The sequence below is a fragment of the Vibrio sp. 14N.309.X.WAT.E.F5 genome (assembly GCF_030397615.1).
In the GTDB taxonomy this organism is placed as follows: Bacteria; Pseudomonadota; Gammaproteobacteria; order Enterobacterales; family Vibrionaceae; genus Vibrio; species Vibrio lentus.
On sequence record NZ_JAPNXR010000031.1, the window covers coordinates 1 to 24,505 of the forward strand.

General features: G+C 45.4%; 22 protein-coding genes, 2 tRNA genes and 1 riboswitch. Of the genes, 13 read left to right on the top strand and 11 right to left on the bottom strand.

From position 1 onward, the window contains the following. Positions 1-6: 6 nt before the first annotated feature. The 10 genes from OW495_RS22210 (at position 7) to thiH (ending at position 9,027) form a co-directional block, all read left to right on the top strand. Positions 7-83: transfer RNA gene (locus tag OW495_RS22210), tRNA-Asp, on the top strand. Positions 84-143: 60 nt separating this feature from the next. After that, positions 144-220: transfer RNA gene (locus tag OW495_RS22215), tRNA-Trp, on the top strand. Between the two features lie 528 nt (positions 221-748). Continuing rightward, complete coding sequence (locus OW495_RS22220; RefSeq protein ID WP_102514673.1) at positions 749-2,131, top strand: multicopper oxidase family protein; 1,383 nt, start codon at positions 749-751, stop codon at positions 2,129-2,131. A 100-nt stretch (positions 2,132-2,231) separates the two neighbouring features. Further along, positions 2,232-2,615, top strand: coding sequence for a fluoride efflux transporter CrcB (crcB, locus tag OW495_RS22225; protein WP_004736665.1), 384 nt, complete (start codon positions 2,232-2,234; stop codon positions 2,613-2,615). A 62-nt stretch (positions 2,616-2,677) separates the two neighbouring features. Beyond that, a riboswitch (TPP riboswitch) is annotated at positions 2,678-2,776 on the top strand. A 129-nt stretch (positions 2,777-2,905) separates the two neighbouring features. After that, the gene (gene thiC / locus OW495_RS22230; protein WP_102514672.1) at positions 2,906-4,855 is read left to right on the top strand and encodes a phosphomethylpyrimidine synthase ThiC; all 1,950 of its coding nucleotides are present in this window, start codon (positions 2,906-2,908) and stop codon (positions 4,853-4,855) included. Then, positions 4,855-6,147, top strand: coding sequence for a thiamine phosphate synthase (locus OW495_RS22235; protein ID WP_102514671.1), 1,293 nt, complete (start codon positions 4,855-4,857; stop codon positions 6,145-6,147). The genes thiC and OW495_RS22235 overlap by 1 nt, the downstream gene beginning before the upstream one ends. Next, positions 6,137-6,919 carry a HesA/MoeB/ThiF family protein gene (locus OW495_RS22240; RefSeq protein ID WP_289888424.1) on the top strand — a complete coding sequence of 261 codons (783 nt, stop codon included), beginning with the start codon at positions 6,137-6,139 and terminating at the stop codon, positions 6,917-6,919. The genes OW495_RS22235 and OW495_RS22240 overlap by 11 nt, the downstream gene beginning before the upstream one ends. After that, entirely contained in the window at positions 6,916-7,125 is a 210-nt protein-coding gene (gene thiS / locus OW495_RS22245) for a sulfur carrier protein ThiS (RefSeq protein ID WP_010440653.1), read from the top strand. Before OW495_RS22240 ends, thiS begins: the two co-directional genes overlap by 4 nt. Positions 7,126-7,127: 2 nt before the next feature. Beyond that, a complete protein-coding gene (locus OW495_RS22250) occupies positions 7,128-7,892 on the top strand; it encodes a thiazole synthase (protein WP_102514669.1) in 765 nt (254 codons plus the stop codon). 7 nt (positions 7,893-7,899) lie between these two features. Next, positions 7,900-9,027 (top strand): 2-iminoacetate synthase ThiH, encoded by a 1,128-nt coding sequence (gene thiH, locus OW495_RS22255; protein ID WP_289888426.1) that lies wholly within the window; start codon positions 7,900-7,902, stop codon positions 9,025-9,027. Between the two features lie 151 nt (positions 9,028-9,178). Here the strand turns inward: thiH and OW495_RS22260 are convergent, their stop codons facing one another. Both OW495_RS22260 and OW495_RS22265 read right to left on the bottom strand, forming a co-directional pair. Next, on the bottom strand, positions 9,179-10,969 hold the full coding sequence (locus tag OW495_RS22260) for an aminopeptidase P family protein (protein WP_102514667.1): 1,791 nt from the start codon (positions 10,967-10,969) through the stop codon (positions 9,179-9,181). 122 nt (positions 10,970-11,091) lie between these two features. Beyond that, a complete protein-coding gene (locus tag OW495_RS22265) occupies positions 11,092-12,033 on the bottom strand; it encodes a LysR family transcriptional regulator (protein ID WP_012605070.1) in 942 nt (313 codons plus the stop codon). 101 nt (positions 12,034-12,134) lie between these two features. On the opposite strand from OW495_RS22265, the gene OW495_RS22270 reads away from it, so the two are divergent. After that, positions 12,135-13,334, top strand: coding sequence for a multidrug effflux MFS transporter (locus OW495_RS22270; protein WP_198599821.1), 1,200 nt, complete (start codon positions 12,135-12,137; stop codon positions 13,332-13,334). A gap of 102 nt (positions 13,335-13,436) precedes the next feature. Continuing rightward, positions 13,437-13,718: a hypothetical protein gene (locus OW495_RS22275; protein WP_016787602.1), complete on the top strand. Its 282-nt coding sequence runs from the start codon at positions 13,437-13,439 to the stop codon at positions 13,716-13,718. A 67-nt stretch (positions 13,719-13,785) separates the two neighbouring features. Here the strand turns inward: OW495_RS22275 and OW495_RS22280 are convergent, their stop codons facing one another. From OW495_RS22280 to OW495_RS22295, 4 genes are all read right to left on the bottom strand, one after another. Further along, the gene (locus OW495_RS22280; protein ID WP_102353426.1) at positions 13,786-14,244 is read right to left on the bottom strand and encodes a DoxX family protein; all 459 of its coding nucleotides are present in this window, start codon (positions 14,242-14,244) and stop codon (positions 13,786-13,788) included. A gap of 1 nt (position 14,245) precedes the next feature. Continuing rightward, complete coding sequence (locus OW495_RS22285) at positions 14,246-15,013, bottom strand: DNA-binding domain-containing protein (protein ID WP_102514665.1); 768 nt, start codon at positions 15,011-15,013, stop codon at positions 14,246-14,248. Beyond that, the gene (locus OW495_RS22290) at positions 15,010-15,870 is read right to left on the bottom strand and encodes a DUF692 domain-containing protein (RefSeq protein ID WP_102514664.1); all 861 of its coding nucleotides are present in this window, start codon (positions 15,868-15,870) and stop codon (positions 15,010-15,012) included. The genes OW495_RS22285 and OW495_RS22290 overlap by 4 nt, the downstream gene beginning before the upstream one ends. A 64-nt stretch (positions 15,871-15,934) precedes the next feature. Continuing rightward, positions 15,935-16,195 carry a DUF2282 domain-containing protein gene (locus OW495_RS22295; protein WP_004736650.1) on the bottom strand — a complete coding sequence of 87 codons (261 nt, stop codon included), beginning with the start codon at positions 16,193-16,195 and terminating at the stop codon, positions 15,935-15,937. Positions 16,196-16,458: 263 nt separating this feature from the next. On the opposite strand from OW495_RS22295, the gene uvrD reads away from it, so the two are divergent. Beyond that, positions 16,459-18,633 carry a DNA helicase II gene (uvrD, locus tag OW495_RS22300; RefSeq protein ID WP_009848185.1) on the top strand — a complete coding sequence of 725 codons (2,175 nt, stop codon included), beginning with the start codon at positions 16,459-16,461 and terminating at the stop codon, positions 18,631-18,633. 134 nt (positions 18,634-18,767) lie between these two features. Here uvrD and tpx read toward each other — a convergent pair whose 3' ends face one another. The 5 genes from tpx to rarD form a co-directional block, all read right to left on the bottom strand. Further along, positions 18,768-19,265 (bottom strand): thiol peroxidase, encoded by a 498-nt coding sequence (gene tpx, locus OW495_RS22305; RefSeq protein WP_289888431.1) that lies wholly within the window; start codon positions 19,263-19,265, stop codon positions 18,768-18,770. A gap of 784 nt (positions 19,266-20,049) precedes the next feature. Then, entirely contained in the window at positions 20,050-21,807 is a 1,758-nt protein-coding gene (gene ggt, locus OW495_RS22310; protein WP_102514662.1) for a gamma-glutamyltransferase, read from the bottom strand. A 91-nt stretch (positions 21,808-21,898) separates the two neighbouring features. After that, positions 21,899-22,561, bottom strand: a complete 663-nt coding sequence (locus OW495_RS22315) for a LysE family translocator (RefSeq protein ID WP_012605065.1) — start codon at positions 22,559-22,561, stop codon at positions 21,899-21,901. Positions 22,562-22,660: 99 nt separating this feature from the next. After that, a complete protein-coding gene (locus tag OW495_RS22320; RefSeq protein ID WP_102279609.1) occupies positions 22,661-23,455 on the bottom strand; it encodes an AraC family transcriptional regulator in 795 nt (264 codons plus the stop codon). 86 nt (positions 23,456-23,541) lie between these two features. Further along, positions 23,542-24,450 carry an EamA family transporter RarD gene (rarD, locus tag OW495_RS22325; RefSeq protein WP_102514661.1) on the bottom strand — a complete coding sequence of 303 codons (909 nt, stop codon included), beginning with the start codon at positions 24,448-24,450 and terminating at the stop codon, positions 23,542-23,544. Between the last annotated feature and the right edge of the window lie 55 nt (positions 24,451-24,505).

Sequence of the window (24,505 nt, forward strand, 5' to 3'; positions counted from 1 at the left end):
CACTGCGGAGTGGTAGTTCAGTTGGTTAGAATACCGGCCTGTCACGCCGGGGGTCGCGGGTTCGAGTCCCGTCCACTCCGCCACTTATTCGATAACCTCGCCTAGTGCGAGGTTTTTTCGAATCTGAAGTAGTAAAAAGTTTTAGGGGTGTAGCTCCAATTGGCAGAGCAGCGGATTCCAAATCCGCGTGTTGGGAGTTCGAATCTCTCCACCCCTGCCATATTTAAGGCTCTAGCAGAAATGCTAGAGCCTTTTTGCTTTCTGAATCATACATACGCCATTAGCAAAGCAGCGGATTCTCCGACTTACCAAAACAGCGCGTGTTGGGAGTTTAAACCTCCAACCCTTCTATATACAAAGCCTCAGCAGAAATGTTGGGGCTTTTTTATGCCTGTTGCTTCTTCGAAGCAATATTGGGAGATGGAACGTCATCCCGGTGGAATACTTTGAGCGCCGACTTATAATAGTTTTACCTAATTCTTCCTATTTGGATATGTTGATATTCGAACCTTAACGCTTCCGTAATAGTTTGAAGATCTAGTCGAAGAGGGAGGTCTTTTGGTTTTCTATATGTGTGATATTTAAGCTTTCATTTCTTGCATTGGCTGATATTTGACCTTAGAGAGGTAAGTGCTCACTTATCCCAGCCTCTCTTATAAACAATCAACAGCACAATCCCTACTTCTTTATGAGAATTATTCTCAATATTTTGTTACATTTTGGTCGTTATTACTAAAAGGCAACAAATATGGATATTTCCCGTCGTAAGTTTATTCAATCATCTCTCGCTATATCTGCACTAACTGTTTTGCCCGCTTGTTCTATGAAGCAGTCTGTTGATGGGCAAGGTAAGTATGTTTATGACTTAACTGCTGAACCTTCAACAGCTGAGTTAGTCGCGGGATTTGATACCAATGTTTTAGCCTTTAATGCACAGATCCCAGCTCCGACGATTCGATGTCGACAGGGTGAAAAGGTCACAATTCGTTTTACGAATAAGCTATCAGAGCCGACGACTATCCATTGGCATGGCTTAAGAATTCCTATCGAAATGGATGGAGTTCCCTTCTTAAGTCAGCCACCAATCATGCCAGGTGAAACATTCATTTATGAGTTTACGCCGCCAGATGCTGGCACATTTTGGTATCACCCACATATGAATAGCGTTAAACAACTCGGTATGGGTTTAGTTGGCCTTATTATCGTAGAAGAAAGCACTCCCGTGCAGTTCGACGAAGAACACGCATTGATGCTTAAACATTGGCATATCGACAAGCAAGGTCAATGGAAAGACTTAATGATTCCTCGACTCAGTGCTCGTATGGGTACTCCAGGAGAGTGGAGTAGTGTTAATGGAATTCATGAACCCGTATATCAGTTGAAGCAGTATGCAGCGACTAGACTGCGGATTGCCAATGTCGATAATACTATTACTTATCCTATTGCTATCGAAGGGGCTGAGGCATGGGTAATTGCCATTGATGGTAACCCTGTGAAATCGCCTTACAAACTGACTCAACATAAAATTGGTCCGGGTATGCGTGTTGATATCGGACTGATCGCTCCTAAAGCTGGTGAGCGAATTAACGTTCTCCAAATGAAGGGGCGTTTCCCATTTTCTTTGTGTGAATTTGAAGTCGTAGATTCAGCATTTACTCAAGAGCGAGTGTTGCCATTATTACCATTGAATCCAGTACCTAACCTAGATCTTGCTAATGCTGAAGAGATTGATTTCGTGTTCGAGTGGGAGGGTGCAGTTTCACCTGTATCTAAAGATGGTAAATCGATGCCTAAATTTTGGCTTACTAATAAACGAGCGTGGGAGGGGATGAGTAAAGACAATATCCCTGAGCCGTTGGCGACTTTAGATCTAGGCAAGACTTACATATTCGATCTTAAGAACGTCACTCAATATCATCACCCGATTCATATTCATGGTCATACATTCACTGTATTGGAACTTGATGGTAAAAAAATTGAAGAACCTTTCCATACCGATACCGTGCTACTTGGAAAAAACGGCCGAGCGAAAGCCGCATTTGTTGCCGACAACCCAGGACGTTGGATGTATCACTGTCATGTTATAGAACACATGAAAACGGGTTTAATGGGATATATCGAAGTTAAGTGACACCTGTAACGTTTAATATTTGCGCATGCATTCTTAGTTTCTACCCTCGCTTTTATCGGCGTTAAAGCTAGAATATAGGGATTATTGTTTGGGAGGATTCATGGGTCAGTTATCTATTTTAGGTTTTATTGCCATTGGTGGCGCATTTGGTGCTTGTTCGCGCTATTTGATTTCAGAGTTATGTGTGGTGATGCTAGGGCGTGGTTTTCCTTATGGTACGCTAACTGTTAACGTGATTGGCTCTTTAATTATGGGCTTACTCATCGCAGCGTTTGAGAATGAGATGGTTGCGACAGAACCATGGAGACAAATTATCGGTCTTGGCTTCCTTGGAGCACTGACTACATTTTCTACATTTTCGATGGATAACGTGCTTCTTATGCAGCAGGGTGCTTTCTTTAAGATGGGACTCAATGTGCTACTTAACGTGGTTCTCAGCATCTCAGCAGCATGGATCGGCTTCCAACTTTTGATAAAGTCTTAAAACTTTCTTACGATTTGTTAACAACTCGGCTTGGTTTATCCAAGCCGTTTTTATATACTCGATCGAACTTGTCGGAGTGCCATATGGCTGAGACCGTTAACTCGGGATCCGTTGAACCTGATCAGGCTAATACCTGCGAAGGGAACAAGAGTAGATATCTAACTAGAATCCTTCTAGAGATCTATCTCCAGATCACAACTGTATTTCTTACCGTGATCCCTCTTGTAGCATCTAATCCGTCAAGCATTTTTATCCCTATAAATAATGGCTAAAAGCCAAGGAAAAATGCTATGTCGAGTCGTAAACAAGCAAGACTGGAAGCGAAGAATTTCATCGATTCTTTATCCGTACAACCTTATCCAAATTCAAAAAAAGCTTACATCCAAGGATCTCGAGAAGATATTCAAGTCCCTGTACGAGAAATATCACTTGCTGATAGCCTTGTCGGTGGTACCAAAAAAGAGCCTGTATTCGAACCTAATGTACCCATTCAAGTTTACGATACCTCAGGTGTTTACACTGACCCCACACATCAAATAGACCTGTATAGCGGCCTTCCAAAGTTGCGTGAGCAATGGATTGATGAGCGTGGTGATACGGAACTGTTAGACGATGTAAGCTCTGTTTACACTAAAGAACGTTTAGAAGATGAAACTCTAGACGACCTTCGTTACGGCAACCTACCTAGAATTCGTCGCGCGACTGACGATCAATGTGTTACTCAGCTGCACTATGCTCGTCAGGGGATTATCACTCCTGAGATGGAGTATATTGCTATACGTGAGAACATGGGGCGTCAGAAGTTTGCTGATGAGCAGCTTAACCACCAACATCCTGGCCATAACTTTGGCGCAAATCTACCGAAAGAAATTACCCCTGAGTTTGTGCGCAAGGAGGTTGCTGAAGGTCGAGCTATTATCCCTTCAAACATCAACCACCCAGAATCAGAACCGATGATTATTGGCCGTAACTTCTTAGTGAAGGTGAACGCTAATATCGGTAACTCTTCAGTAAGCTCTTCGATTGAAGAAGAAGTTGAGAAGTTAGTATGGTCAACTCGCTGGGGTGGCGATACCGTAATGGACCTTTCTACCGGCCGTAATATTCACGAAACTCGCGAATGGATCTTACGTAACAGCCCTGTACCAATCGGTACGGTTCCTATGTATCAAGCCCTTGAAAAAGTGAATGGTGTTGCGGAAGACCTTAACTGGGAAGTGATGCGCGATACTTTGATTGAACAAGCAGAGCAGGGTGTTGATTACTTCACTATCCACGCAGGTTTGTTGCTTCGCTACGTTCCGATGACGGCTAAACGTGTCACCGGCATTGTTTCTCGTGGTGGTTCTATTATCGCGAAATGGTGTCTTGCTCATCACCAAGAGAGCTTCCTTTATACTCACTTCCGCGAGATCTGCGAGATCTGTGCGAAGTATGATGTGGCTCTGTCATTAGGTGATGGCCTACGCCCGGGCTCTATTGCAGATGCCAACGATGAGGCTCAATTCTCAGAGTTACGTACTCTAGGCGAGCTGACTAAAGTCGCTTGGGAATATGATGTTCAGGTGATCATTGAAGGCCCTGGACATGTACCGATGCACTTAATCAAAGAGAATATGGACGAGCAGTTAGAACACTGCCATGAAGCACCTTTCTATACGTTAGGTCCGTTGACGACAGATATTGCACCGGGGTATGACCATATTACCTCTGGAATTGGCGCGGCCATGATTGGTTGGTACGGCTGTGCGATGCTCTGTTATGTAACCCCTAAAGAGCATCTCGGCTTACCAAACAAAGAAGATGTGAAGACTGGCCTGATTACTTACAAGCTAGCAGCACACGCAGCGGACCTTGCGAAAGGGCACCCAGGCGCTCAAATTCGAGATAATGCATTATCTAAAGCACGTTTTGAATTCCGTTGGGAAGACCAATTTAATCTAGCTTTAGACCCTGAAACAGCACGTTCTTTCCATGATGAAACTCTGCCGCAAGAATCCGGTAAGGTTGCTCACTTCTGCTCTATGTGTGGACCTAAATTCTGCTCGATGAAGATCTCTCAGGAAGTCCGAGAGTATGCGAAAGACACTGAACAAGTGGCAGCGGATCAGGCTATCGAAATTAAGATGCTAGATAACCCGTTGGAAGGGATGCGTCAGAAATCACAAGAGTTCCGTGATACTGGCTCTGAACTTTACCACCCTGCAGTAGGTGTAAAAGAAGCTCAATTAGAGGAATAATGACAGTGAAGATACTCATCCCATCTCAAAATATTGAGTTAACGGGAGAGGTGCAGAGCTGTCTATTGGTTGCTAAGCGACAAGGCTTGGCAACCGATGCAGTTGAGTTGGGCGTAAGCCCAACTCAATACTTCTCTATCGTTGATGCTCAGCAGGCGTTATCTATTGGCTTTGCTCATGAAGTTGATTCATTGGCGGAGTGTCAGCTAGCGGAACTGAACCATGTTGTTGATTACAGTAATTCAGTCGCGCTAACTGACGTTTGTGACGCCTTTACACAAACTCCGAATACCATCTATATCGGTGTCTCAGATGATTCAGCTGTACTGGATATCTGGTCTCACCTGGACGCTAATCGTGCTATCAAGAGTGTAACTACAGCTCATCGGGGGTTAGATAATCGCTGCCACTTTGCTTGGTTACTTACTTTGTTGGCACTGGAATTCCCATTAGAGGACGCATTGGTTTTAGCTCGCGCATCGTCTAATGTTTCACGTGGAACATGGCCAGCACATTACCAAAACTTTCCAATTCCAGTTTTGGAAGATGAGCGACTGGATATTAGTGTTGGTTGGGCGCACCAAGGAACATCACTTTCGTTCCCTGAATTGAGCAAGAGTAGCCTAGGGCTATATCCTGTGGTTGATGATGTTGAGTGGATCGAAAGGTTGCTCAAGCTTGGAATCAACACTGTTCAACTACGTATTAAAAATCCTCAGCAAGCGGACTTAGAACAACAAGTTTCGCGATCAATCGAGCTTGGTCGAGAGCATAACGCTCAGGTTTTTATCAATGATTATTGGCAGCTTGCACTCAAGCATGACGCGTTTGGTGTTCATTTGGGGCAAGAGGATATTGAAGAATCAAACCTCTCCCAGTTGAGCCAAGCAGGTATTAAGATCGGTCTCTCGACTCATGGCTATTACGAGTTGCTACGCATTGTTCAAATCAACCCAAGCTATATTGCGCTGGGACACATCTTCCCAACAACAACTAAACAGATGCCATCGAAACCTCAGGGTTTAATTCGTTTATCTCTGTATCAACAGCTGATTGATACTATCCCATACACAGAACAACTCATCGGTTATCCGACGGTTGCTATTGGCGGTATTGATCAATCGACAGCTGAGCAGGTGTGGGATTGTGGGGTATCGAGTTTGGCGGTGGTACGTGCGATTACATTGGCGGAAGACCCGCAGAAAGTGATCGAATTTTTCGAAAAACTGATGGCACCTAAATCTCCAACTCTTAAGGAAGAGGTTATACAGGAGCCTAGCTATGCTGAGTGACTTTGAATTCATTCGCTATCAACGACAAATTGCGTTACCTGAAGTGGGTGAGCAAGGGCAACGCAACTTACTAAATAGTCATGTGTTGTTGATTGGTTGTGGTGGCTTAGGTAATGCCGCGGCTCTTTACCTAGCTGCATCTGGTGTTGGAAAGATCGTGCTGGTTGATGATGATTGTGTCGATTCATCGAACCTGCAACGACAGGTCGCGTTCAGGGAAAGTCAGTTAGGTTCGCCTAAGGTTGAAGCGTTGAAGCAACAACTGAGTGAGCTCAATGGTCGCAGCCAAGTAAGAACCATCAATCAACGAATGAGTGAAAGTCAGCTTGAGCTTGAAGTGATGCTAGCTGACTTAGTGTTGGATTGTACTGACAACTTCGAGTCACGCCAGCAGGTTAACCAAGCATGTTTCAGCACGAAGACCCCTTTGATTTCTGGTTCTGCAATTGGCTGGAAAGGCCAGTTTATTGTATTTGATTATCAGAATCAGAAAGGGTGCTATCACTGCTTGTTCCCGTTCAGACATCATCCACAAACGACGCGTTGTAGCGATAGCGGCATCATAGGCCCAGTTGTTGGCACCATAGGTAACCTTCAAGCTTTGGCTGCTATTCAACGTCTAACTCGTGGTGAGTTTCAGGTCGCAACACACCAACTCAAACTGTTCGATGGCCAGACGATGAATTGGCAAAACCTTATGGTCACTCAAGATAGTGAATGTCCTGTGTGCAGCGCGTCTGTAGTTAAGCATTTAGAAGAAGAAATCCAATGAGCCATATAACGATCTCGATAAACGAACAATCAGAACAAGTAGCACACTCGTCGTCTCTAGCGGACATTATCCAAGTTCTAGCATTACCTGATCTAGGTTGTGTATTTGCTATCAATAATGCGGTTGTCCCGCGTAGCCAGTGGCAACAAACGGTCGTTAATGAAGGCGACGCTATATCTCTTTTCCAAGCTATTGCAGGGGGCTAACCATGTTAACTATCGCTGATAAGACGTTTCAATCTCGACTCTTCACTGGAACGGGTAAGTTCGCCAATAAGCAATTGATGGCGAGTGCTATCGAAGCGTCAGGTTCTCAACTGGCGACCATGGCACTAAAGAGAGTCGATATTCGTTCTGAGCAAGATGATATTTTACAGCCAATTATTGACGCTGGCGTTAATCTACTTCCGAATACCTCTGGTGCGAAGAATGCGAAGGATGCAATTTTCGCAGCACACTTGGCTCGTGAAGCACTAGGTACTAACTGGCTAAAGCTTGAGATTCATCCGGATCCAAAGTATTTGATGCCAGACCCAATTGAAACGCTTAAAGCCGCTGAGCAACTGGTCAAAGATGGCTTTGTTGTGTTGCCTTACTGCCATGCCGACCCAGTATTGTGTAAACGTTTGGAAGAGGTGGGTTGTGCGGCAGTTATGCCGTTAGGTGCGCCGATTGGTTCAAATAAGGGTATTGCGTCTGCAGACTTCTTAGAGATCATTATCGACCAAGCGAATGTCCCTGTGATTGTTGATGCGGGGATTGGTGCGCCATCTCATGCTGCTCGTGCAATGGAAATGGGCGCAGACGCTGTGTTAGTGAATACGGCTATAGCTGCGTCGCAACAACCTGTTGATATGGCGATTGCTTTTAAGTTGGCGGTTGAGGCGGGTCGAATGGCTTACCTTGCTGGACTTGCAGGAAAAGTATCTCACGCGGTTGCTTCGAGCCCGTTAACTTCATTCCTAGACGAGTAGTAGTGCTATGACGTTTGTTGATCAATTTAAACAGCTCAACTGGGATGACATTGGTATGTCTATCTTCAGTAAAACGGCAGCGGATGTTGAACGTGCTCTGAGTAAACCCAAACGTGACTTAGAAGACTTTAAGGCTCTGATCTCTCCGGCGGCAGAACCTTACTTAGAGCAGATGGCACAACAATCGTTGGCGCTAACTCGCAAGCGGTTTGGCAATACGATGTCGCTTTATATTCCCTTATACCTATCTAACCTGTGCGCTAACGCGTGCACGTATTGTGGTTTCTCAATGGAGAATCGTATCAAGCGCCGCACGCTTACTTTGGATGAAATTGATGCCGAAAGTGCGGCTATCAAAAAGATGAAGTTCGATAGCGTTTTGCTGGTCACCGGTGAACACGAAACTAAGGTCGGGATGAATTACTTTCGACAGGTGTTGCCGAATATCAAAAAGCAATTCAACTACCTTGCGATGGAAGTGCAGCCGCTTGACCAACAAGATTACGCAGAACTTAAAACGCTCGGTTTAGATGCGGTGATGGTTTATCAAGAGACCTATCAACCAAGGACCTACGCTGAGCATCATCTACGTGGTAATAAAATGGATTTTGAATATCGTCTTGAAACCCCTGATCGCTTGGCAAAGGCGGGGATCGATAAGATAGGTATTGGTGCCTTGATTGGTTTGGAAGATTGGCGAACCGACTGCTTCTTTGTTGCTGCTCACTTAGATTACCTAGAGCGTACTTATTGGCAGACTCGCTATTCAATTTCATTCCCGCGTCTTCGTCCGTGCGAGGGTGGAGACTCTAGTGGAGGATTACAGCCTAAATCAGTCATGAACGATAAACAGTTGGTTCAGCTTATCTGCGCATATCGACTCTTGAACCCTGAGGTCGAGCTATCCCTTTCTACTCGCGAATCGGCAACCTTTCGCGACAATGTGTTGCCATTGGGGATCACGAGTATGTCTGCGGCTTCTAAAACCCAACCTGGTGGTTATGCTTCGGGTGAAGAAGAGCTTGAGCAGTTTGAGATCAGTGATGAGAGAAGTGCTGCTGATGTCGAGTCGATGATTCGTCAGCGTGGTTTCGACCCAGTGTGGCGAGACTGGCACAGTGCCTATTCTGGTTAATCAACATATTGGTCGATGTTCCACGTGAAACATCGATGTAATGATACAGGCAAATAAAAACGGCTACCCAAGGGTAGCCGTTTTGCTATTTGCTATTTAACTTATTAACCTCGCAAGCTCGTGTTGGTTCAGTTAATAGCTTAACGAAGCATTATGCGTGAGCTAATGGTGTAGTTGATTGGCGTAGCCATTCCAGCGTATCACCTTCAACTAATGGGCTAACGTCGTTCCATACCTTCTGATGGTAGTCGTTCAGCCACGCCAGTTCAGGTCGTGTTAGCAAATCAACATTGATGTTGCGCTTATCGATAGGGCAACGAGTTAGCGACTCAAACGTTAGTACTGAAAAATCACCTTGAGTTGGCAGTTCAACCACGAGCTCTAGGTTTTCGATTCGAATACCAAACTCATCAGCACGGTAGTAACCCGGCTCGTTTGATAACACCATGCCTTCAACAAGAGGTACGTCGATAAGCTTCTTAGAGATGCTTTGCGGACCTTCATGAACACTTAAGAAATGACCAACACCGTGACCAGTACCATGATCGTAATCGAAGCCTTCTGCCCATAAGTGCTGACGCGCTAGGATATCAAGTTGGAAACCACGAGTACCTTGTGGGAAACGCGCACGTGCAATGCCAATGTGGCCTTTAAGCGCTAATGTGAACTGCTGGATCATTTCGTCGCTTGGCTGGCCAATCGCGATAGTACGAGTGATGTCGGTTGTACCATCTAAGTACTGACCGCCTGAATCGACTAGGTACAAAGTATTCAGTTCAAGCTGACCAGGTTCAGGTTGGTTCTCGTGGTTGTAGTGACACATTGCAGCGTTGCCACCTGCTGCTGAAATTGTGTCAAAACTTAAGTCCATCAGCGTTGGGTCTTGCTCACGGAACGATTGTACTTTGTCAGCTAATACCGCTTCGTTGTGTAGGTTACCTTGTGCGACTTCTGCATCAATCCAAGACAAGAACTTGGCCATCGCGACGCCATCTCGAATGTGACACGCTTTCATGCCGGCAATTTCAGTTGCGTTCTTAGCAGCTTTTGGCATTAAGCATGGGTCTGCTGCTTCAATGATATGAGCACCAGCATTTTGTAGAACCAACGTGTACCAAGCATTACTGGTACCTGAATCGACAGATACATTTTTGCCTGTTAAAGATTGAAGGCGCGCTTCAAGCTCTGATGGATGAGAAACTCGAATACCATTACCAACGTGTGCTTCAAAGCCTGCTGGGATGCGTGCTGGGTCTAGGAAGAAATCGACGCTTTCATCGGCGTGGATGATCGCGTTGGATAACACAACAGGTAGACGAGATACGTCCAAGCCACGAATGTTAAGCAACCAACAGATTGAGTCTAGCTCGGTAAGGATAGCGGCGTCCGCACCTTTTGCTTTTAGTAAACCAGCAATCTCCGCACGTTTGCTTTTACTTGATTGACCAACGGCATCTGTTGCCATTAGGCGAACATCAGATACAACAGGCTCAGGACGGTCAGACCAAAGCTCATCAATCGGGTTTGCTGATAACGTTGTTAGCTCAACTTTCTCCGTTAGTTTTGCTTGTGCGCCTTTCAACCAAGCAGCAGTGTGCATGCGTGGGTCGAATGCAACCTTACTACCTTGTGGCAATGAATTGATGATCCAATCTAAAGCCGGTTCTTCAATAAGGTGGCGATACTCAAATAACTCTGCTGGTACCTGTTTACGAACCTGAACGGTGTAGCGACCATCAACAAAAATAGCAGCAGTATCACGAGTGATAACAGCGGCACCTGCAGAGCCAGTAAAACCTGTTAACCAGTGAAGTCGCTCGTTATGAGCGGGAACGTATTCACCTAGATATTCGTCTTCATGTGGAATGATAACGGCATCTAGGTTGTTTGTTTCAAGCCAAGCTCGAACTGCAGCAACGCGTTCAGCAGTGATATTGTGCATCTGTGTTTATCCTTATTGTTAGGGTCCTTGTTAACACTCACAGTCGATATACATGCGAGGGGACTTATTAGGTCAATAAGCTAGCGCTTTTGTTCGTTTGCTGCAAACGCTGTACGCCATTTTTATCTAAGGTGCAGAGTTTTTTCTTTGATGATATCTCGCAACCAAGTTAAGGCTGGGTCATTTTCTCTGTCACGGTGCCAAAACAAAGTGTATGCCATCGGTGGGAATTCCATTGGTAAAGGAACAACCACTAAGTCGAGTTGCTTAGCGACGAGGTAAGTAAAGTGGCTTGGTGCGGTAAACACAAAGTCGGTGTAAGTACACAGGCTTGCGGCGCTATTGAAGTCTGGAACAGAAATAGCGATATCACGTTGATGGCCAAGATCAGCCAGTTTGTAGTCGAGCAGCCAGCGGTCGTTACCATCACACCTTACTTGTACATGACGCTGCGCAAGGTAGGTTTCCAGATCCCATTTACCACTCAGAGCAGGGTGGTTGCGTCTTAGCACACACATCTGTGCGTCGCGGTAGATCTCTTGTTCGCAAATGTCGTCTGGCGGCAGCATAGTTAAACGCGCATCGTTGATGTCGATGTCTTTGCCAGTGAGTCCGATATCTAGTTCACCAAGCTGTAGCTTCTTAAAGGTTTGCTCTGTCCACGCGTGGGTGTTGATATTGACCTTAGGTGCTTGTCGAAATATCGCCGGTAAGAAATGAGGAAGAATCAGTGGGTACACACTCTCAACGGCAGCAATGTGAAAGCTATGGTCACTGTTGTTGGGAATGAACGTCTCAGGCTGAGTGAGAACATCAAGTTGGTTGATCAACGTTTCTAACCGAGGCTTGAGGAACACAGCTTTCGGTGTTGGTCGTAGGCCATGAGCACTTCTCGTAAAAAGGGGGTCATTAAATTGTTCACGAAGCTTGGCCAATGACTTACTCACCGCTGACTGGCTCAGGCACAATCGATGTGCAGTGCGAGTGACACTCAGCTCTTCCATCAGTACCTGTAAGCAAACTAATAGATTGAGGTCGAGGCGCGATAGTTTCTCGATATTCATGTGAGTTTCCTATTTGGAATAATGCTAATGAGTATATGCCATTTTTGTTCATATCTTTAGTTGGTTATTATGCACCTAAATTAACTCATTCGGAGAATCTTGTGCCTTCTAACGCGCTTCCAACCCCTAGTAAACTGCAGGTTGCTTTATTGGCAATGCTGGTTCTATTTAGCCCTCTGGCTATAGATATTTATCTTCCAGCTCTGCCACAAATTTCAACAGCGTTTCACGTGGAACACGCACTAGCACAAGATACGATTACTTGGTTTTTATTCGCCATGGGTGTCGGGCAATTATTTGCAGGCCCTTTGGCTGATAAGCTAGGACGTCGAACCGTTGCATTGGGAGGTGTTAGCATCTATGCATTGAGTGCTTGCTTGGCGTGGGCAGCTCAATCGATTGATATGATGCTAATAGCTCGGCTGCTACAAGGCTTAGGAGCTTGTGCGACTTCTGTAGCAGCCTTTGCGACGGTTCGCGATCTATTTGGCCCTGAGAAGAGTGGCCGTATGATCAGTTACCTTAATGGTGCCATTTGCTTTATTCCTGCATTAGCTCCGATTCTTGGGGCTTGGTTAACTCAACAGTTTGGCTGGCGCTCTAACTTCAGCTTCATGGCTGTGTTCGCTGTCATGGTTGGCACCATTTTGTTTTTCCAAATGAAAGAGTCTAATCCAGCGACAGAAAAGGTCGCGGTGTTCAAACTTGAGCGTTACTGGTCGGTATTGAAAACACCATCATTCATCTTCCATGCGACATTGTGCTTGATGGCAATGGCAGTAATCCTGGCTTACGTTACCTCTGCACCTGTTGTGTTGATGGAGAACCTAGGTTTGACGATGAATGAGTTTACCTTCTGGTTTGGTATTAACGCGGTTATCAACATCACGGCTGCATTCACTGCTCCGAAGTTCATGGACCGTTTTGGTACATATAAGGCGTTAGTTGTAGGTATCTCAACATTGGGTCTGGCTGGCGTCATTATGTTGGTACTTGCTGACCATGATAGTGCGATCGCATTCATGCTGCCAATCTTCCTGTCTTCAGTTGGTTTTGCTTGGATTCTTGGTGCTGCAGCCGGTAAGGCACTTGAACCTTTCGGTGACCGTGCGGGTACCGCAGCTGCGTTGCTTGGTTTGTTCCAAATGAGTGGTTCAGGGTTACTGGTTGGTACCATGCAGCGCCTTGATTTAACATCTCAAGTGATGATTGCGCTACAAATGTTCCTGATTGTTCCAGCATTGTTAGTGCTTGCGAGCAAAGCAGGTAAGTCGTGGCACACGACGTTAGCTAAGGCATAAGTCTCAAGGGTGACAAAATATACAAATGGCGGTTTGCGAAACGTTAAAACATGGTATATTTGTCACTCATTGAAACGTTAGTCCCCAACGGAAAATACTGTAATGTCATTAACAACCTACGAAATGGCGCGCATCTTAGAACAAATGGAAGATGCACCTGAAAAGGTCATGTTTGGTAAATTGCTTAAAGAGCTAGGAAACCAAAGTGAAGAGCGTATTCGCAGTGCGGCAAAACAAGTTCCAATCGACACTTTGCGAGATATCATTTACCAATTTCAACGCGTGGTTGAATCTCGTAAAGGTGAACAAGTTCAGCTACTAGCAAAAGAGCTGGCAGAGCAAGGTATTTCAGCTGAGGAATTACAAGCTTTTCTGAGCAAGTAGTTTTTCACCAGTTAAAAAGAAACCACTCATTTGAGTGGTTTTTTGCGTTTTGGATTTGCGATGAGGACTAGTTGCTAAATTGCTTCTTCAAGATTCTATCCAATGAAAATGGTCCTGCGCCCCATACAATGACGATAAGAATCATTAGTCCCCAAAGCTGATGATCGTAGAAGCCTTGCGCCCACAATACAGGGTATGACACGACGGCCATGATATTGAAAACGAATAGTGCTGCAGCCATAGGTCGTGTTAATAAACCAAGTGCTAAGAATACTGGCAGAATCAATTCAGCGGCAGTACCCATATAGGCCGCTAACTCCCAAGGTAACAGTGGGACTTGGTACTCCAACTCAAACAAGTACAGAGTGCTATCCCAAGTTGCTATTTTAGTCAGTCCAGAATTAAAGAATACCCACGCCACCCAAAGGCGACAAAATAGCAGAAGCACTGGAACAAAAAGTGCCTGTGATTTCTCAATCAAATTGTCGTATTGAGCCATCATGTTCGTGACTGTGTTGTTATCCATATTATGTCTCCAATTCGGCATCGATTGAAAAACCTGAGATGACGTTAAGCGCCATGACAGTATTCAGGTGTTGTAGTAGTGAAGGGTCAATCTCAGCGAGTGTTTGACCCGATTGCAATTCAGTTAATAGTTGGTGGCATTCTTCTGTCAAACAATGACTCTCAATCTGTGAATTCTCGGCGCGGATTAACACCCCAAATTCAGGTTGGTTGATGTCTAACCCGTCGAGTTGTTGCTGATAGATCGCTTGCTCAAGCGCGATCATCGTATAGCTAGAATTGACTAGCGTTATTGAACCTTTGAGATGAAAGACTAAAGCGCCTTGTTGCTCTTGTGGCACATCAGCTAAACAAGAAAGGGGACGTTGGTCGACATGTGATTCTGAAACACATCTCACCAAGCTATCTTTTTGCCATTCATACAAAGCCACTTCAGCGAGATAAGGTGCAGCCTCAATAACGGCAGGAAAAGCTTGGATAGTCTGTTCAAAGTGTTCCCCATAACCGCTGACATCACCAGAAGTCGATGGATAACTTAAGACATGTTGACGAGCCATCTGTTGGAAGCACTCTTCACCAACCAGCATTTCAGTGAGTGGGTAGGCTGCTGCCAGTACTTCGCTCAAGCTAATCACAAAGTTGTTGCGGTAAATCTGGATGCGTTGCTCATCGGTAAAGTGGTCGCTCACTATGTCGCAGTGCTCACCATTGTTTTGATAACGTAGGGCGTTAGCAAACTCCGATTGCACATTAGCTAAAGAGTGGCTCATGATGCGCGACTCCTTTGGTTGAACTTGTTGTGTTGATACAAAATATCACTGGCTTTGGTTGCTTCAGCCAATAAGACTTGTGGTTCTGGGATGTCTAGATCCCACTCAATCAAGGTATAGCGTGAACCATGTTGTGCTATCCAGTCAGTATAGAGTTTCCACACTTCGTCACAGACAGGTTTACTGTGTGTGTCTATCCAGATCTCACCTTGTTCGAGTTTCTTTTTGGTAAAACCTGCCAAGTGAATCTCTTCCACTTTGTCTGCAGGAATTCCGCTTAAGTACTCTTCGCAGCTGAAACCATGATTAAAAGATGAGACAAAAATATTATTGAAATCGAGTAACAGTCGGCACTCAGTACGTTTTTGTACCTCAGCCAAAAATTCCCATTCTGGGATGGTTGAATGCTTGAAGGCAAGGTAACTCGATGGGTTCTCAATCAGCATAGGACGTTGCAGGCTGTCTTGAACCTCGATGACATTGCGACAGAAGACTTCTAACGCCTCTTCGGTATAAGGCAGTGGTAATAAGTCATTGAAGTAATGACCGCCAGTCTGACTCCAGCTGAGGTGGTCAGAAACCAAGACCGGCTCGATATCATCAATCAGATCTTTTAACTGCAGTAAGTGATTTGGGTTGATGCGCTCAACAGAACCTAGAGACAACCCAACACCGTGACAACTTATCTTGTGGGCGTTACGAATTTCTCTGAGTTGTTGACGTTGCGGTGATTGAGTTAAAAAGTAGTTCTCGCTGTGCACCTCTAACCAACTCACTAAGGCTGGGTTTTGGCTAAAGAAGTCCAAGTGCGGTGTTCTAAGGCCAACCCCTGTGTTGGGGTGAAGAGTTTGAGTCACAACGATTCTCCTAATAAGAAGTGGAGGTGAGCTGAATGTCAGCTCACCATACTAAGCAGCTCAATTATGATGATTGAGTGTTACCACCTGATAATTTGCCACACAGCCCTTTAGGTACGACTACGAATGCATCGGATTGGTTGTCTTCTTTTGCTGTACCCGCACATGAACTTGTTTTGGTTGCACAATCATTTTGGCCAGCTTTTGCCACGCCGTAGCATTTTTCTTTTGCTGCTGCTTCCGCAGGTGCTGATGTAAGAACTGCACCGCCGAACGCTAGTACACTTGTGATTGCAGCTGTAACAGCAAGATTAGAATTTTTCATAGTCATTCCCTCTAGGACTTAATAGTATTTTATATCGCAGGTTAATGGATTGTTAACTTGCTTACTAAAAAGGATAGGAAGAACTAGGAAATAATTTCACGACATTATAAGAAATATCAATATTAATGATGATTTACCTTTTAAGTTGATGATTTTATGATGTTAATTTTTGAATGTTTTTTCTTCTTATTATCCTAAACGCAGCCTAGTGTTTAGGTTATAATCAACTTTTATGTATAAATACCCAGTAGTGAGCATATCCAATGATAGATCCTTCGCTTTTACTCGATGGCCTAAACGACAAACAACGTGAGGCGGTCGCAGCACCTTTAGAAAACCTACTTATTCTGGCAGGTGCTGGCAGTGGTAAAACGCGAGTGTTGGTGCATCGTATCGCTTGGTTACAAAGCGTAGAGCAAGCATCACCGTTCTCTATCATGTCAGTTACTTTCACCAACAAAGCGGCAGCAGAGATGCGTGGTCGTATTGAAGAGTTGATGATGGGCAGCTCGTCGGGCATGTGGAACGGCACCTTCCACGGCATCTGTCACCGTATTCTTCGTGCTCACTACCTAGATGCAAAACTGCCAGAAGACTTCCAGATCATTGATTCAGATGATCAGATTCGTTTGCTACGTCGTTTAATCAAAGCGCAAAATCTTGATGAAAAGCAGTGGCCTGCCAAGCAAGCTTCTTGGTGGATCAATGGCAAGAAAGACGAGGGATTACGCCCAAGTCACATTGACGCCTACCATGATCCAATAACTCAAACGTGGTTAAAGATCTATTCTGCTTACCAAGAAGCATGTGACCGTGCTGGCTTGGTCGACTTTGCAGAGATCTTGTTGAGATCGCATGAACTTTTACGCGATAAGAAACACATCCGCGAGCACTACCAAGCTCGCTTTAAGCACATTCTTGTCGACGAATTCCAAGATACCAACAACATCCAATACGCTTGGTTACGTATGATGGCAGGCCCGGATTGTCGCGTGATGATCGTGGGTGATGATGACCAATCTATCTATGGCTGGCGTGGCGCTAAAATTGAAAATATTCAGAAGTTCTTGGATGAATTTCCAGGCGCTTCAACGGTTCGACTCGAACAAAACTACCGTTCAACCAAAACCATTCTTCAGGCGTCGAACGAGCTTATCTCGAACAACACTGAGCGTATGGGTAAAGAGCTGTGGACTGATGGCAACGATGGCGAGCCAATCTCAGTTTACTCAGCTTATAACGAGTTAGATGAAGCGCGTTTCACGGTTAGCAAAATCAAAGAGTGGCAAGAGAAAGGCGGTGCGTTAGAAGATACCGCGATGCTTTATCGTAATAACGCCCAGTCTCGTGTTCTTGAAGAAGCGTTGATTCAAGGTGGTTTACCTTACCGAATCTACGGCGGCATGCGATTCTTCGAGCGTCAGGAAATCAGAGATGCTTTGAGCTACCTGCGCTTAATGAGTAACCGAAGCAATGATGCGGCGTTTGAACGTGTCGTCAATACGCCAACGCGTGGCTTGGGTGATAAGACGTTAGAAACGATTCGTCTTGCAGCGCGTGATCGTGGTGCAACCATGTGGGAAGCCAGTGTTGCTCTGATAGAAGAACAAGTGTTACCAGGCCGTGCTGCGGGTGCTTTGAGCCGCTTTATTGAACTTATCAATGCACTTGAAGATGACACCATAGAACTGAGACTTCATGAGCAAACCGACCACGTAATCAAATCGTCGGGCTTGTTTGCGATGTACGAGCAAGAGAAAGGCGAGAAGTCGAAGGCGCGTATTGAGAACTTGGAAGAATTGGTAACGGCAACGCGTCAGTTTGAAAAACCAGAAGAAGCGGATGAAATGAGCATGCTAACGGCATTCTTAACTCATGCGGCTTTGGAAGCGGGTGAAGGTCAGGCTGATGAATTTGATGATGCGGTTCAGCTCATGACTCTGCACAGTGCCAAAGGCCTAGAGTTCCCAATGGTATTCATGGTTGGCGTTGAAGAAGGTATGTTCCCAAGTCAGATGTCGGCCGAAGAAGCGGGGCGTTTAGAAGAAGAACGTCGTCTGTGTTACGTCGGCATGACCCGTGCGATGGAGAAGCTCTACATCACTTACGCTGAAATGCGTCGTTTGTACGGTCAAGACAAGTATCACAAGCCATCTCGTTTTATTCGTGAGCTACCAGAGACCTGTCTGGATGAAGTACGTATGAAAGCGCAAGTGAGTCGCCCTGCAAGCAGTGGTCGCTTTAGCCAAACCGCCGTGAAAGAGAACTTTAACGAAACAGGCTTTAGTTTGGGCTCTCGCGTTAAACACCCTAAGTTTGGTGAAGGTACCATTATCAACTTCGAGGGAAGTGGCCCACAGAGCCGAGTTCAAGTTGCGTTCAATGGTGAAGGCATCAAGTGGTTAGTAACGGCTTACGCTCGATTAGAACAGCTTTAATCTGTTACTTCGGCATCTAAAAATCGTTCATTATTAAAAACTAAAAGAGCAGCCAATGGCTGCTCTTTTTTATTGCTCGGTACTATGCTGAATTGGCTGAATCGAGCTTAAGGCATTTCTGCATAAAGTAGGATTTACAGTGCTGCAAGTGCCGCTTCGTAGTTTGGTTCTTCAGTGATCTCTGCAACCAACTCGCTGTGTGTTACCACACCGTTTTCATCAACAACCACAACTGCGCGTGTTGTTAGGCCTGATAGTGGGCCTTCAGCAATCGCTACGCCGTAGTCTGATGCGAATGCAGGGGAACGGAAAGTTGAGGCGTGTTGAACGCCTTCAATGCCTTCTAGTTCGCAGAAGCGACCCGCAGCAAACGGTAGGTCAGCAGAAATACAAACAACAACCGTGTTCTCAAGCTCTGCCGCTTTTGCGTTGAACGTGCGTACGCTCGTTGCACAAGTTGCTGTGTCGATGCTTGGGAAGATGTTTAGAACTACTTTCTTGCCTTCAAGAGAAGCAAGAGTCAGTTCAGAAAGATCGCCTGCAGTCAGTGCAAAGCTTGGTGACTTTTCACCTGTTTGTGGGAATGTGCCTGTTAGCGGTACAGCAGCGCCTTTGAAGGTAACGTGTGACATGAATTTGTCCTTAGTTTAATTATGGTTATGAAACTAGTTGAGCCTAGTTCGACTTACGTTACTCGGAAGTGGTTAAGAAGTGAATGCTTTAAATGTCAGAATTGTAATCAAAGGTCTTTGATTTATTTGTTTGAGAGAGGAATAAATGAAACGACAGATAAAGAAAAACCCCGAGAGCTTGCGCTCATCGGGGTCTATAGTCTTACTCGCAGCAATCCGGCTACTAAGTGTGCTCCATGCATCAAATCCATGATAGTGTGCTGTTATCCTTCAGCGTATTCCTTTCGTCGCCTTCCTAGCGGTGTCCTTGATCTTATCCTGATCTGCCAACAATCCTCGTTAGCGCGCGTCACTTGTTCCTTGAGCGGTGTCCTTTACATCATCCTGATGTTCAGTCCTTTCCTCGTCCAGAGGTGTCCATTGTCTTTCCTTAGTAGCAACCATCCTAGTTACTATTGCGTCCATTCAATGTCCATTTCGCTATCCATGCCGATTATTCATCCTGAGTAATCGAATCTTCATCCTGAAGATAACCAAATCCTTGGCGTTTCCTGTTCCGTGTCAGCATCCTTCCGACACCATTCATATTACCGATTCCTTATTTATCAGCAATGGTGCATAAGCGAATTTCTATATAATTATTTGGATGATAAATGTACGTATCTTTTTAATTCAATCGGTTACAACGTTTGGGTGACTAATTTCGTCATCAAATATCGATATTTACTCACTGCCTTGTGAGAGATCTCGCACAAGGCCGCGAGTAAAAAGGGAGGGTTATTTCCTACTGACCAATGGCTGCACCTTCACGACGAGGGTCTGCAGCGCCTTCTAGGCCGTCTTTGGTGAGACGAATCGCGTGTAAACCGGAGTTAAGATCGCGAACGTTGACTTCAAATCCCATCTTTTCTAGCTCAGGTTTGAAGTTTTCCGCTGATGTTCCTTTTTCCAAATCTAAGGTGCCGAAGCGGTTTAGGAAGTGCGGTTGGTTGATCGCTTGCTGAATATCCATGTCCCATTGGGTATGCGCAATGATCGCTTGTGCCACATAACCGATGATACGGCTGCCACCCGGAGAGCCAATCGCCATGTAAGGTTTATCGTCTTGCATGATGATGGTCGGTGCCATTGAAGAGCGTGGACGCTTACCCGGCTCAAGTCGGTTGGCGATAGGCTTGCCATCGTTGTGGGTCTTGAATGAGAAGTCGGTCAGCTCGTTGTTGAGTAGGAAGCCTCTTACCATCAAGCGTGAGCCAAAGGCATTCTCAATGGTGGTGGTCATTGAAACGACATTGCCATCGCTATCGACGATATTGAAGTGGCTGGTGGACGGCAATTCAATAGACACATCTTGGCTTCGCAGCATGACGTGATCCCACGGTGGCGTGCCTGAAGGTGCGCTTGATAGTGCCTTACCTGCGGTAATTAACTGAGCACGTTCCTGCAAATAGTCAGTATTGACTAACCCTTGGGTTGGCATCGGTACGTAATCTTGATCGGCCATATACATACCACGGTCAGCAAAGGCTAGGCGAGAAGCGTCTGCTAACACTTGCCAAGATTTTGCGTCGTTTGGTCCCCATGATTTGAGGTCAAACTGCTCGGTCATCGCTAAGATCTGCCCAACCGTTAATGCACCTGAACTTGGTGGTCCCATTCCACATACTTGATAGCTTTCATAAGCAGAACAAACTGGCTCACGTTGCTTAATTGAATACGCGTCGAAATCTTTCTGCGCCAATACGCCAGGGTTACCTTTGGCAGTTTGCACAGTATTAATGATGTCGGCAGAGATCTCACCTTGATAGAAGGCCTTAGCACCGTTCTTCGAGATAGCGTTTAACGTTGCCGCGTACTCTGGGTTCTTAAGCTGAGTCCCCGCTGTTTTCGGGCTGCCATCGGCATTGAAGAAGTAAGCCTTAGTTGTCGCAAATCGGCTTAGTCGCTGTTGGTCATTTTCAATCAAGGTAGCTAAACGTGGACTAATAGTAAAACCTTCTTCAGCTAGCTGAGCGATAGGTTTAATCAGTGATGCCCACTCTAATTTTCCGTACTTCTGGTGAGTGTCCCACAGCAATTGCACCGTGCCCGGTGTCGCAACGGAGCGACCACCAACCACTGCATCATAGAATTTAAGCGGTTGTCCGTTTTCGTCTTGGAATAGACGTGGTGTGGCATCAAGTGGTGCAGTTTCACGACCATCGTAGGTTTTGAGTTGCTTGTCCTTGCCATCAAAATAAACAAGGAACGCACCACCACCAATACCTGATGACTGAGGTTCTACTAAGCCAAGCATAAGCTGAACGGCAACCATGGCATCAATGGCGTTACCACCACGAGCAAGCACATCAGCACCAGCTTGTGTCGCTAATGGGTTGGCCGCAGTGACCATCCAGTCATTGGCTTTGACGAGTTGTTTGGTTTCTAAACCACTACTTTGTTCGGGTGCGACGGAATCGGCAGCTTGATTTGCCCAACTGACGTGAGAGGCAAAAAGTAGGGTAGAAGTGGCGAGGGTTGTTAGTTTTGTTTTCCGCTGCATGATCTTCTCCTTTTAATATGCAGAGCTAGATTGGCAGTGGAAAGATGAGATAGCCAGAGCGTTGTTAACGAATTGTAATCTTGATTCGAATTTAAGCGATTAAACCGGACAGTGACTGCCAAAGAATGCTCGCGCCAATAAGGCTGAATAACACGCCACACAAGCCATCGATGTAAACGGTCGCTTCGCTGAGTTTCTTCTGCAGTGTTTTGGTTGAAAGCATCCACGCCAGCAGTGAGAACCAAAACAGTGAGAGGCCAAATAGGATGATCAGAGCAAAGCCTTTGCCTGACAGCGACATATCCGCAGGGACTAAGCTCGACATTAAACTAATAAAGAACACCAAAGCCTTTGGGTTGAGAATGTTGGTCATAAACCCTTTAGAAAATGCATCTCGCTTGTTGGTCAGAATCAGATCTTTGGAATTGACGGTGTCGGCGTCATCATCGTGGTTCTGAATGATTTGCCAGGTTGCTTTAAGTGCACCGTAACCTAAGTACAGTAAGTAGCTACCGCCGGCCAATTGGATAATGGCAAATAGTGTGGGTTGCTGGTGGACTAGGTAACTGATTCCCGTCAGGCTCAGTAATGAGTGCAGTAAGATCCCGCAAGATAAGCCAAGCGCAATGTACAAGCCTGTCTGGCGTCCGTGACGCGTCGCATTTTGCACGACTAACGCAAAATCAGGGCCGGGGCTCATCAAAGCGATGAAGTGGATAGAGGCTAGGGTGATCAGTATGGTGACTTCGTTCATCGTCAGTTCTCAATAACGTTGCCGTTATTTTTAAATAAGTAATCGTATTGAGCGTAGCTTACCGTGATTTGAAATCGAGCAATTGTAAATTATCAACACTTAGTTGATTTGTGAGGGGGGTACGCCGAACGTGGTTTTGAAAGCCTTAGAGAAGTGTGCCTGATCATAGAAGCCAACTTGGTGCGCAACCTTAGTACCACATATCCCAGACTTAATCAGGCGCATGCTTTGTTCCATGCGTAAACGGCTGAGCCATGCATAAGGCGTAATGCCCATTTTGTTTTTAAAATGGCGTTGGAATTGAGTCGTGGTTAAACCACACAACTCAGACAGTTGTTCTAATCGCACTGGTTGATCCAAGTTCGCCATCAAATAGTCTTTTAGCGTATCAATCGATTGATTACCCAGTTTGATGTCGCTTTTCGATCCAAATTTCGCATAACGATCGACAATCGTCGAGAATCCTTCGAAAGGTAAGCAATCTTGAGCGAGTTGGCTGATGTTTTGATTGATTAACAGGCCATGTAAGTTGCGTAATTGTGAAAATGCAGCTTGATCGGAGAGGATCAACTCAGAAAAGCCTAATGTGTGACCATTTTTCTTGGGATCGGCAAGATCTTGAAACCATTGGGGAGAAACCGCAAACACACTGACTTGATAACCCGAATCGAGCTTGGAGTGCCCATCATGCAGTTCATCGGGTGGCATGATAACAACTTGGCCAGCACCAACATTATGGCTCGTCCCTTTATAGACGAATTTCTGCTGTCCTTGGGTAATTAAACCAATGTGAAAGTCCAAATGATAGTGGCGCTGAAAGGCAAACTCTTGGTACTGAGCTTGGATCAGGCTGATATCTTCTGTTGGGGTAGAGTAGTAGTGGACTTTATCCATGGTACAAAAAAGCTTGGTCAAATAGTCATCAATTCAACCAAGCTTATCTTCGTATTAAGGGATTGTCTTGTAAAAAACGATCAGTGTTATTGCTTAGCGCATTTGTTCTTCTTGTTGTTACGTAGGCCATCAAAGCTGAAAATCACCAGAGCGCCCCAAATAAAGGCGAAGGTAATCGCTTTATCTGAAGTAAAGGCTTCACCGTAAATCAGAACCGCGAGCAAGAACATTAAGCTTGGGCCTATGTACTGGAAGAAACCGAGTGTCGATAGCTTCAAGCGGGTTGCTGCGCCAGTAAAACAAAGCAGTGGAACCGTGGTGATCACACCTGCTGCAACCAATAATAGATTGAGCTGCATTGGGTTCATCGAGAAATCTGACGTTGCGCTGTCTGCGATAAACAATAAGTACGTTGCTGCGATAGGTAGCATCACCAGCGTCTCAATGAATAAGCCAGTTTGAGCTTCCAAGCTAACTTTTTTACGTAACAAGCCATAGAAACCAAAGCTGAAGGCTAGGGCAATGGCAACGATCGGCACAGAGCCAAATGCGATCAATTGAATTATCACGCCAATCGCAGCAAGACTAACGGCAAACCATTGAAGTTTGCGTAAGCGTTCGCCAAGGAAGAACATCCCAAGCAACACGTTAATCAGCGGGTTGATGTAATAGCCTAAGCTGGCATCGAGCATGTGATTGGAATTCACCGCCCAAATAAAAATAAGCCAGTTGGCGCCCACTAAAATCGAAGTGGCGACTAAATAGAGCATTTTTGGTTTAGAGGTGAGGGTGTCTCGAACCTTACGCCAGCCACGACTCATGTGCAGTAGAAAAGCGAGTAGGAAAAAAGACCATACTACACGGTGGCTAAGAATCTCAAATGGGGATACTTCACTTAAAGATTTGAAATATATGGGAGCGATTCCCCACATGGTGTAAGCGGCAACGGCAAGCAAAATTCCCTGTCGCGTACGTTGTTGGTCGTCTTGTGTCATGTAACTTTCTCTAGCACTGAGTGCTTATTAATAAGATTTATAAAGAGAGTTGGTC

Bases quoted from the DNA above. Each gene is read 5' to 3' on its own strand.
- OW495_RS22220 (WP_102514673.1), top strand. From the start codon at position 749: ATGGATATTTCCCGTCGTAAGTTTATTCAATCATCTCTCGCTATATCT.
- crcB (WP_004736665.1), top strand. From the start codon at position 2,232: ATGGGTCAGTTATCTATTTTAGGTTTTATTGCCATTGGTGGCGCATTT.
- thiC (WP_102514672.1), top strand. From the start codon at position 2,906: ATGTCGAGTCGTAAACAAGCAAGACTGGAAGCGAAGAATTTCATCGAT.
- OW495_RS22235 (WP_102514671.1), top strand. From the start codon at position 4,855: ATGACAGTGAAGATACTCATCCCATCTCAAAATATTGAGTTAACGGGA.
- OW495_RS22240 (WP_289888424.1), top strand. From the start codon at position 6,137: ATGCTGAGTGACTTTGAATTCATTCGCTATCAACGACAAATTGCGTTA.
- thiS (WP_010440653.1), top strand. From the start codon at position 6,916: ATGAGCCATATAACGATCTCGATAAACGAACAATCAGAACAAGTAGCA.
- OW495_RS22250 (WP_102514669.1), top strand. From the start codon at position 7,128: ATGTTAACTATCGCTGATAAGACGTTTCAATCTCGACTCTTCACTGGA.
- thiH (WP_289888426.1), top strand. From the start codon at position 7,900: ATGACGTTTGTTGATCAATTTAAACAGCTCAACTGGGATGACATTGGT.
- OW495_RS22260 (WP_102514667.1), bottom strand. From the start codon at position 10,969: ATGCACAATATCACTGCTGAACGCGTTGCTGCAGTTCGAGCTTGGCTT.
- OW495_RS22265 (WP_012605070.1), bottom strand. From the start codon at position 12,033: ATGAATATCGAGAAACTATCGCGCCTCGACCTCAATCTATTAGTTTGC.
- OW495_RS22275 (WP_016787602.1), top strand. From the start codon at position 13,437: ATGTCATTAACAACCTACGAAATGGCGCGCATCTTAGAACAAATGGAA.
- OW495_RS22280 (WP_102353426.1), bottom strand. From the start codon at position 14,244: ATGGATAACAACACAGTCACGAACATGATGGCTCAATACGACAATTTG.
- OW495_RS22285 (WP_102514665.1), bottom strand. From the start codon at position 15,013: ATGAGCCACTCTTTAGCTAATGTGCAATCGGAGTTTGCTAACGCCCTA.
- OW495_RS22295 (WP_004736650.1), bottom strand. From the start codon at position 16,195: ATGAAAAATTCTAATCTTGCTGTTACAGCTGCAATCACAAGTGTACTA.
- uvrD (WP_009848185.1), top strand. From the start codon at position 16,459: ATGATAGATCCTTCGCTTTTACTCGATGGCCTAAACGACAAACAACGT.
- tpx (WP_289888431.1), bottom strand. From the start codon at position 19,265: ATGTCACACGTTACCTTCAAAGGCGCTGCTGTACCGCTAACAGGCACA.
- ggt (WP_102514662.1), bottom strand. From the start codon at position 21,807: ATGCAGCGGAAAACAAAACTAACAACCCTCGCCACTTCTACCCTACTT.
- OW495_RS22315 (WP_012605065.1), bottom strand. From the start codon at position 22,561: ATGAACGAAGTCACCATACTGATCACCCTAGCCTCTATCCACTTCATC.
- OW495_RS22320 (WP_102279609.1), bottom strand. From the start codon at position 23,455: ATGGATAAAGTCCACTACTACTCTACCCCAACAGAAGATATCAGCCTG.
- rarD (WP_102514661.1), bottom strand. From the start codon at position 24,450: ATGACACAAGACGACCAACAACGTACGCGACAGGGAATTTTGCTTGCC.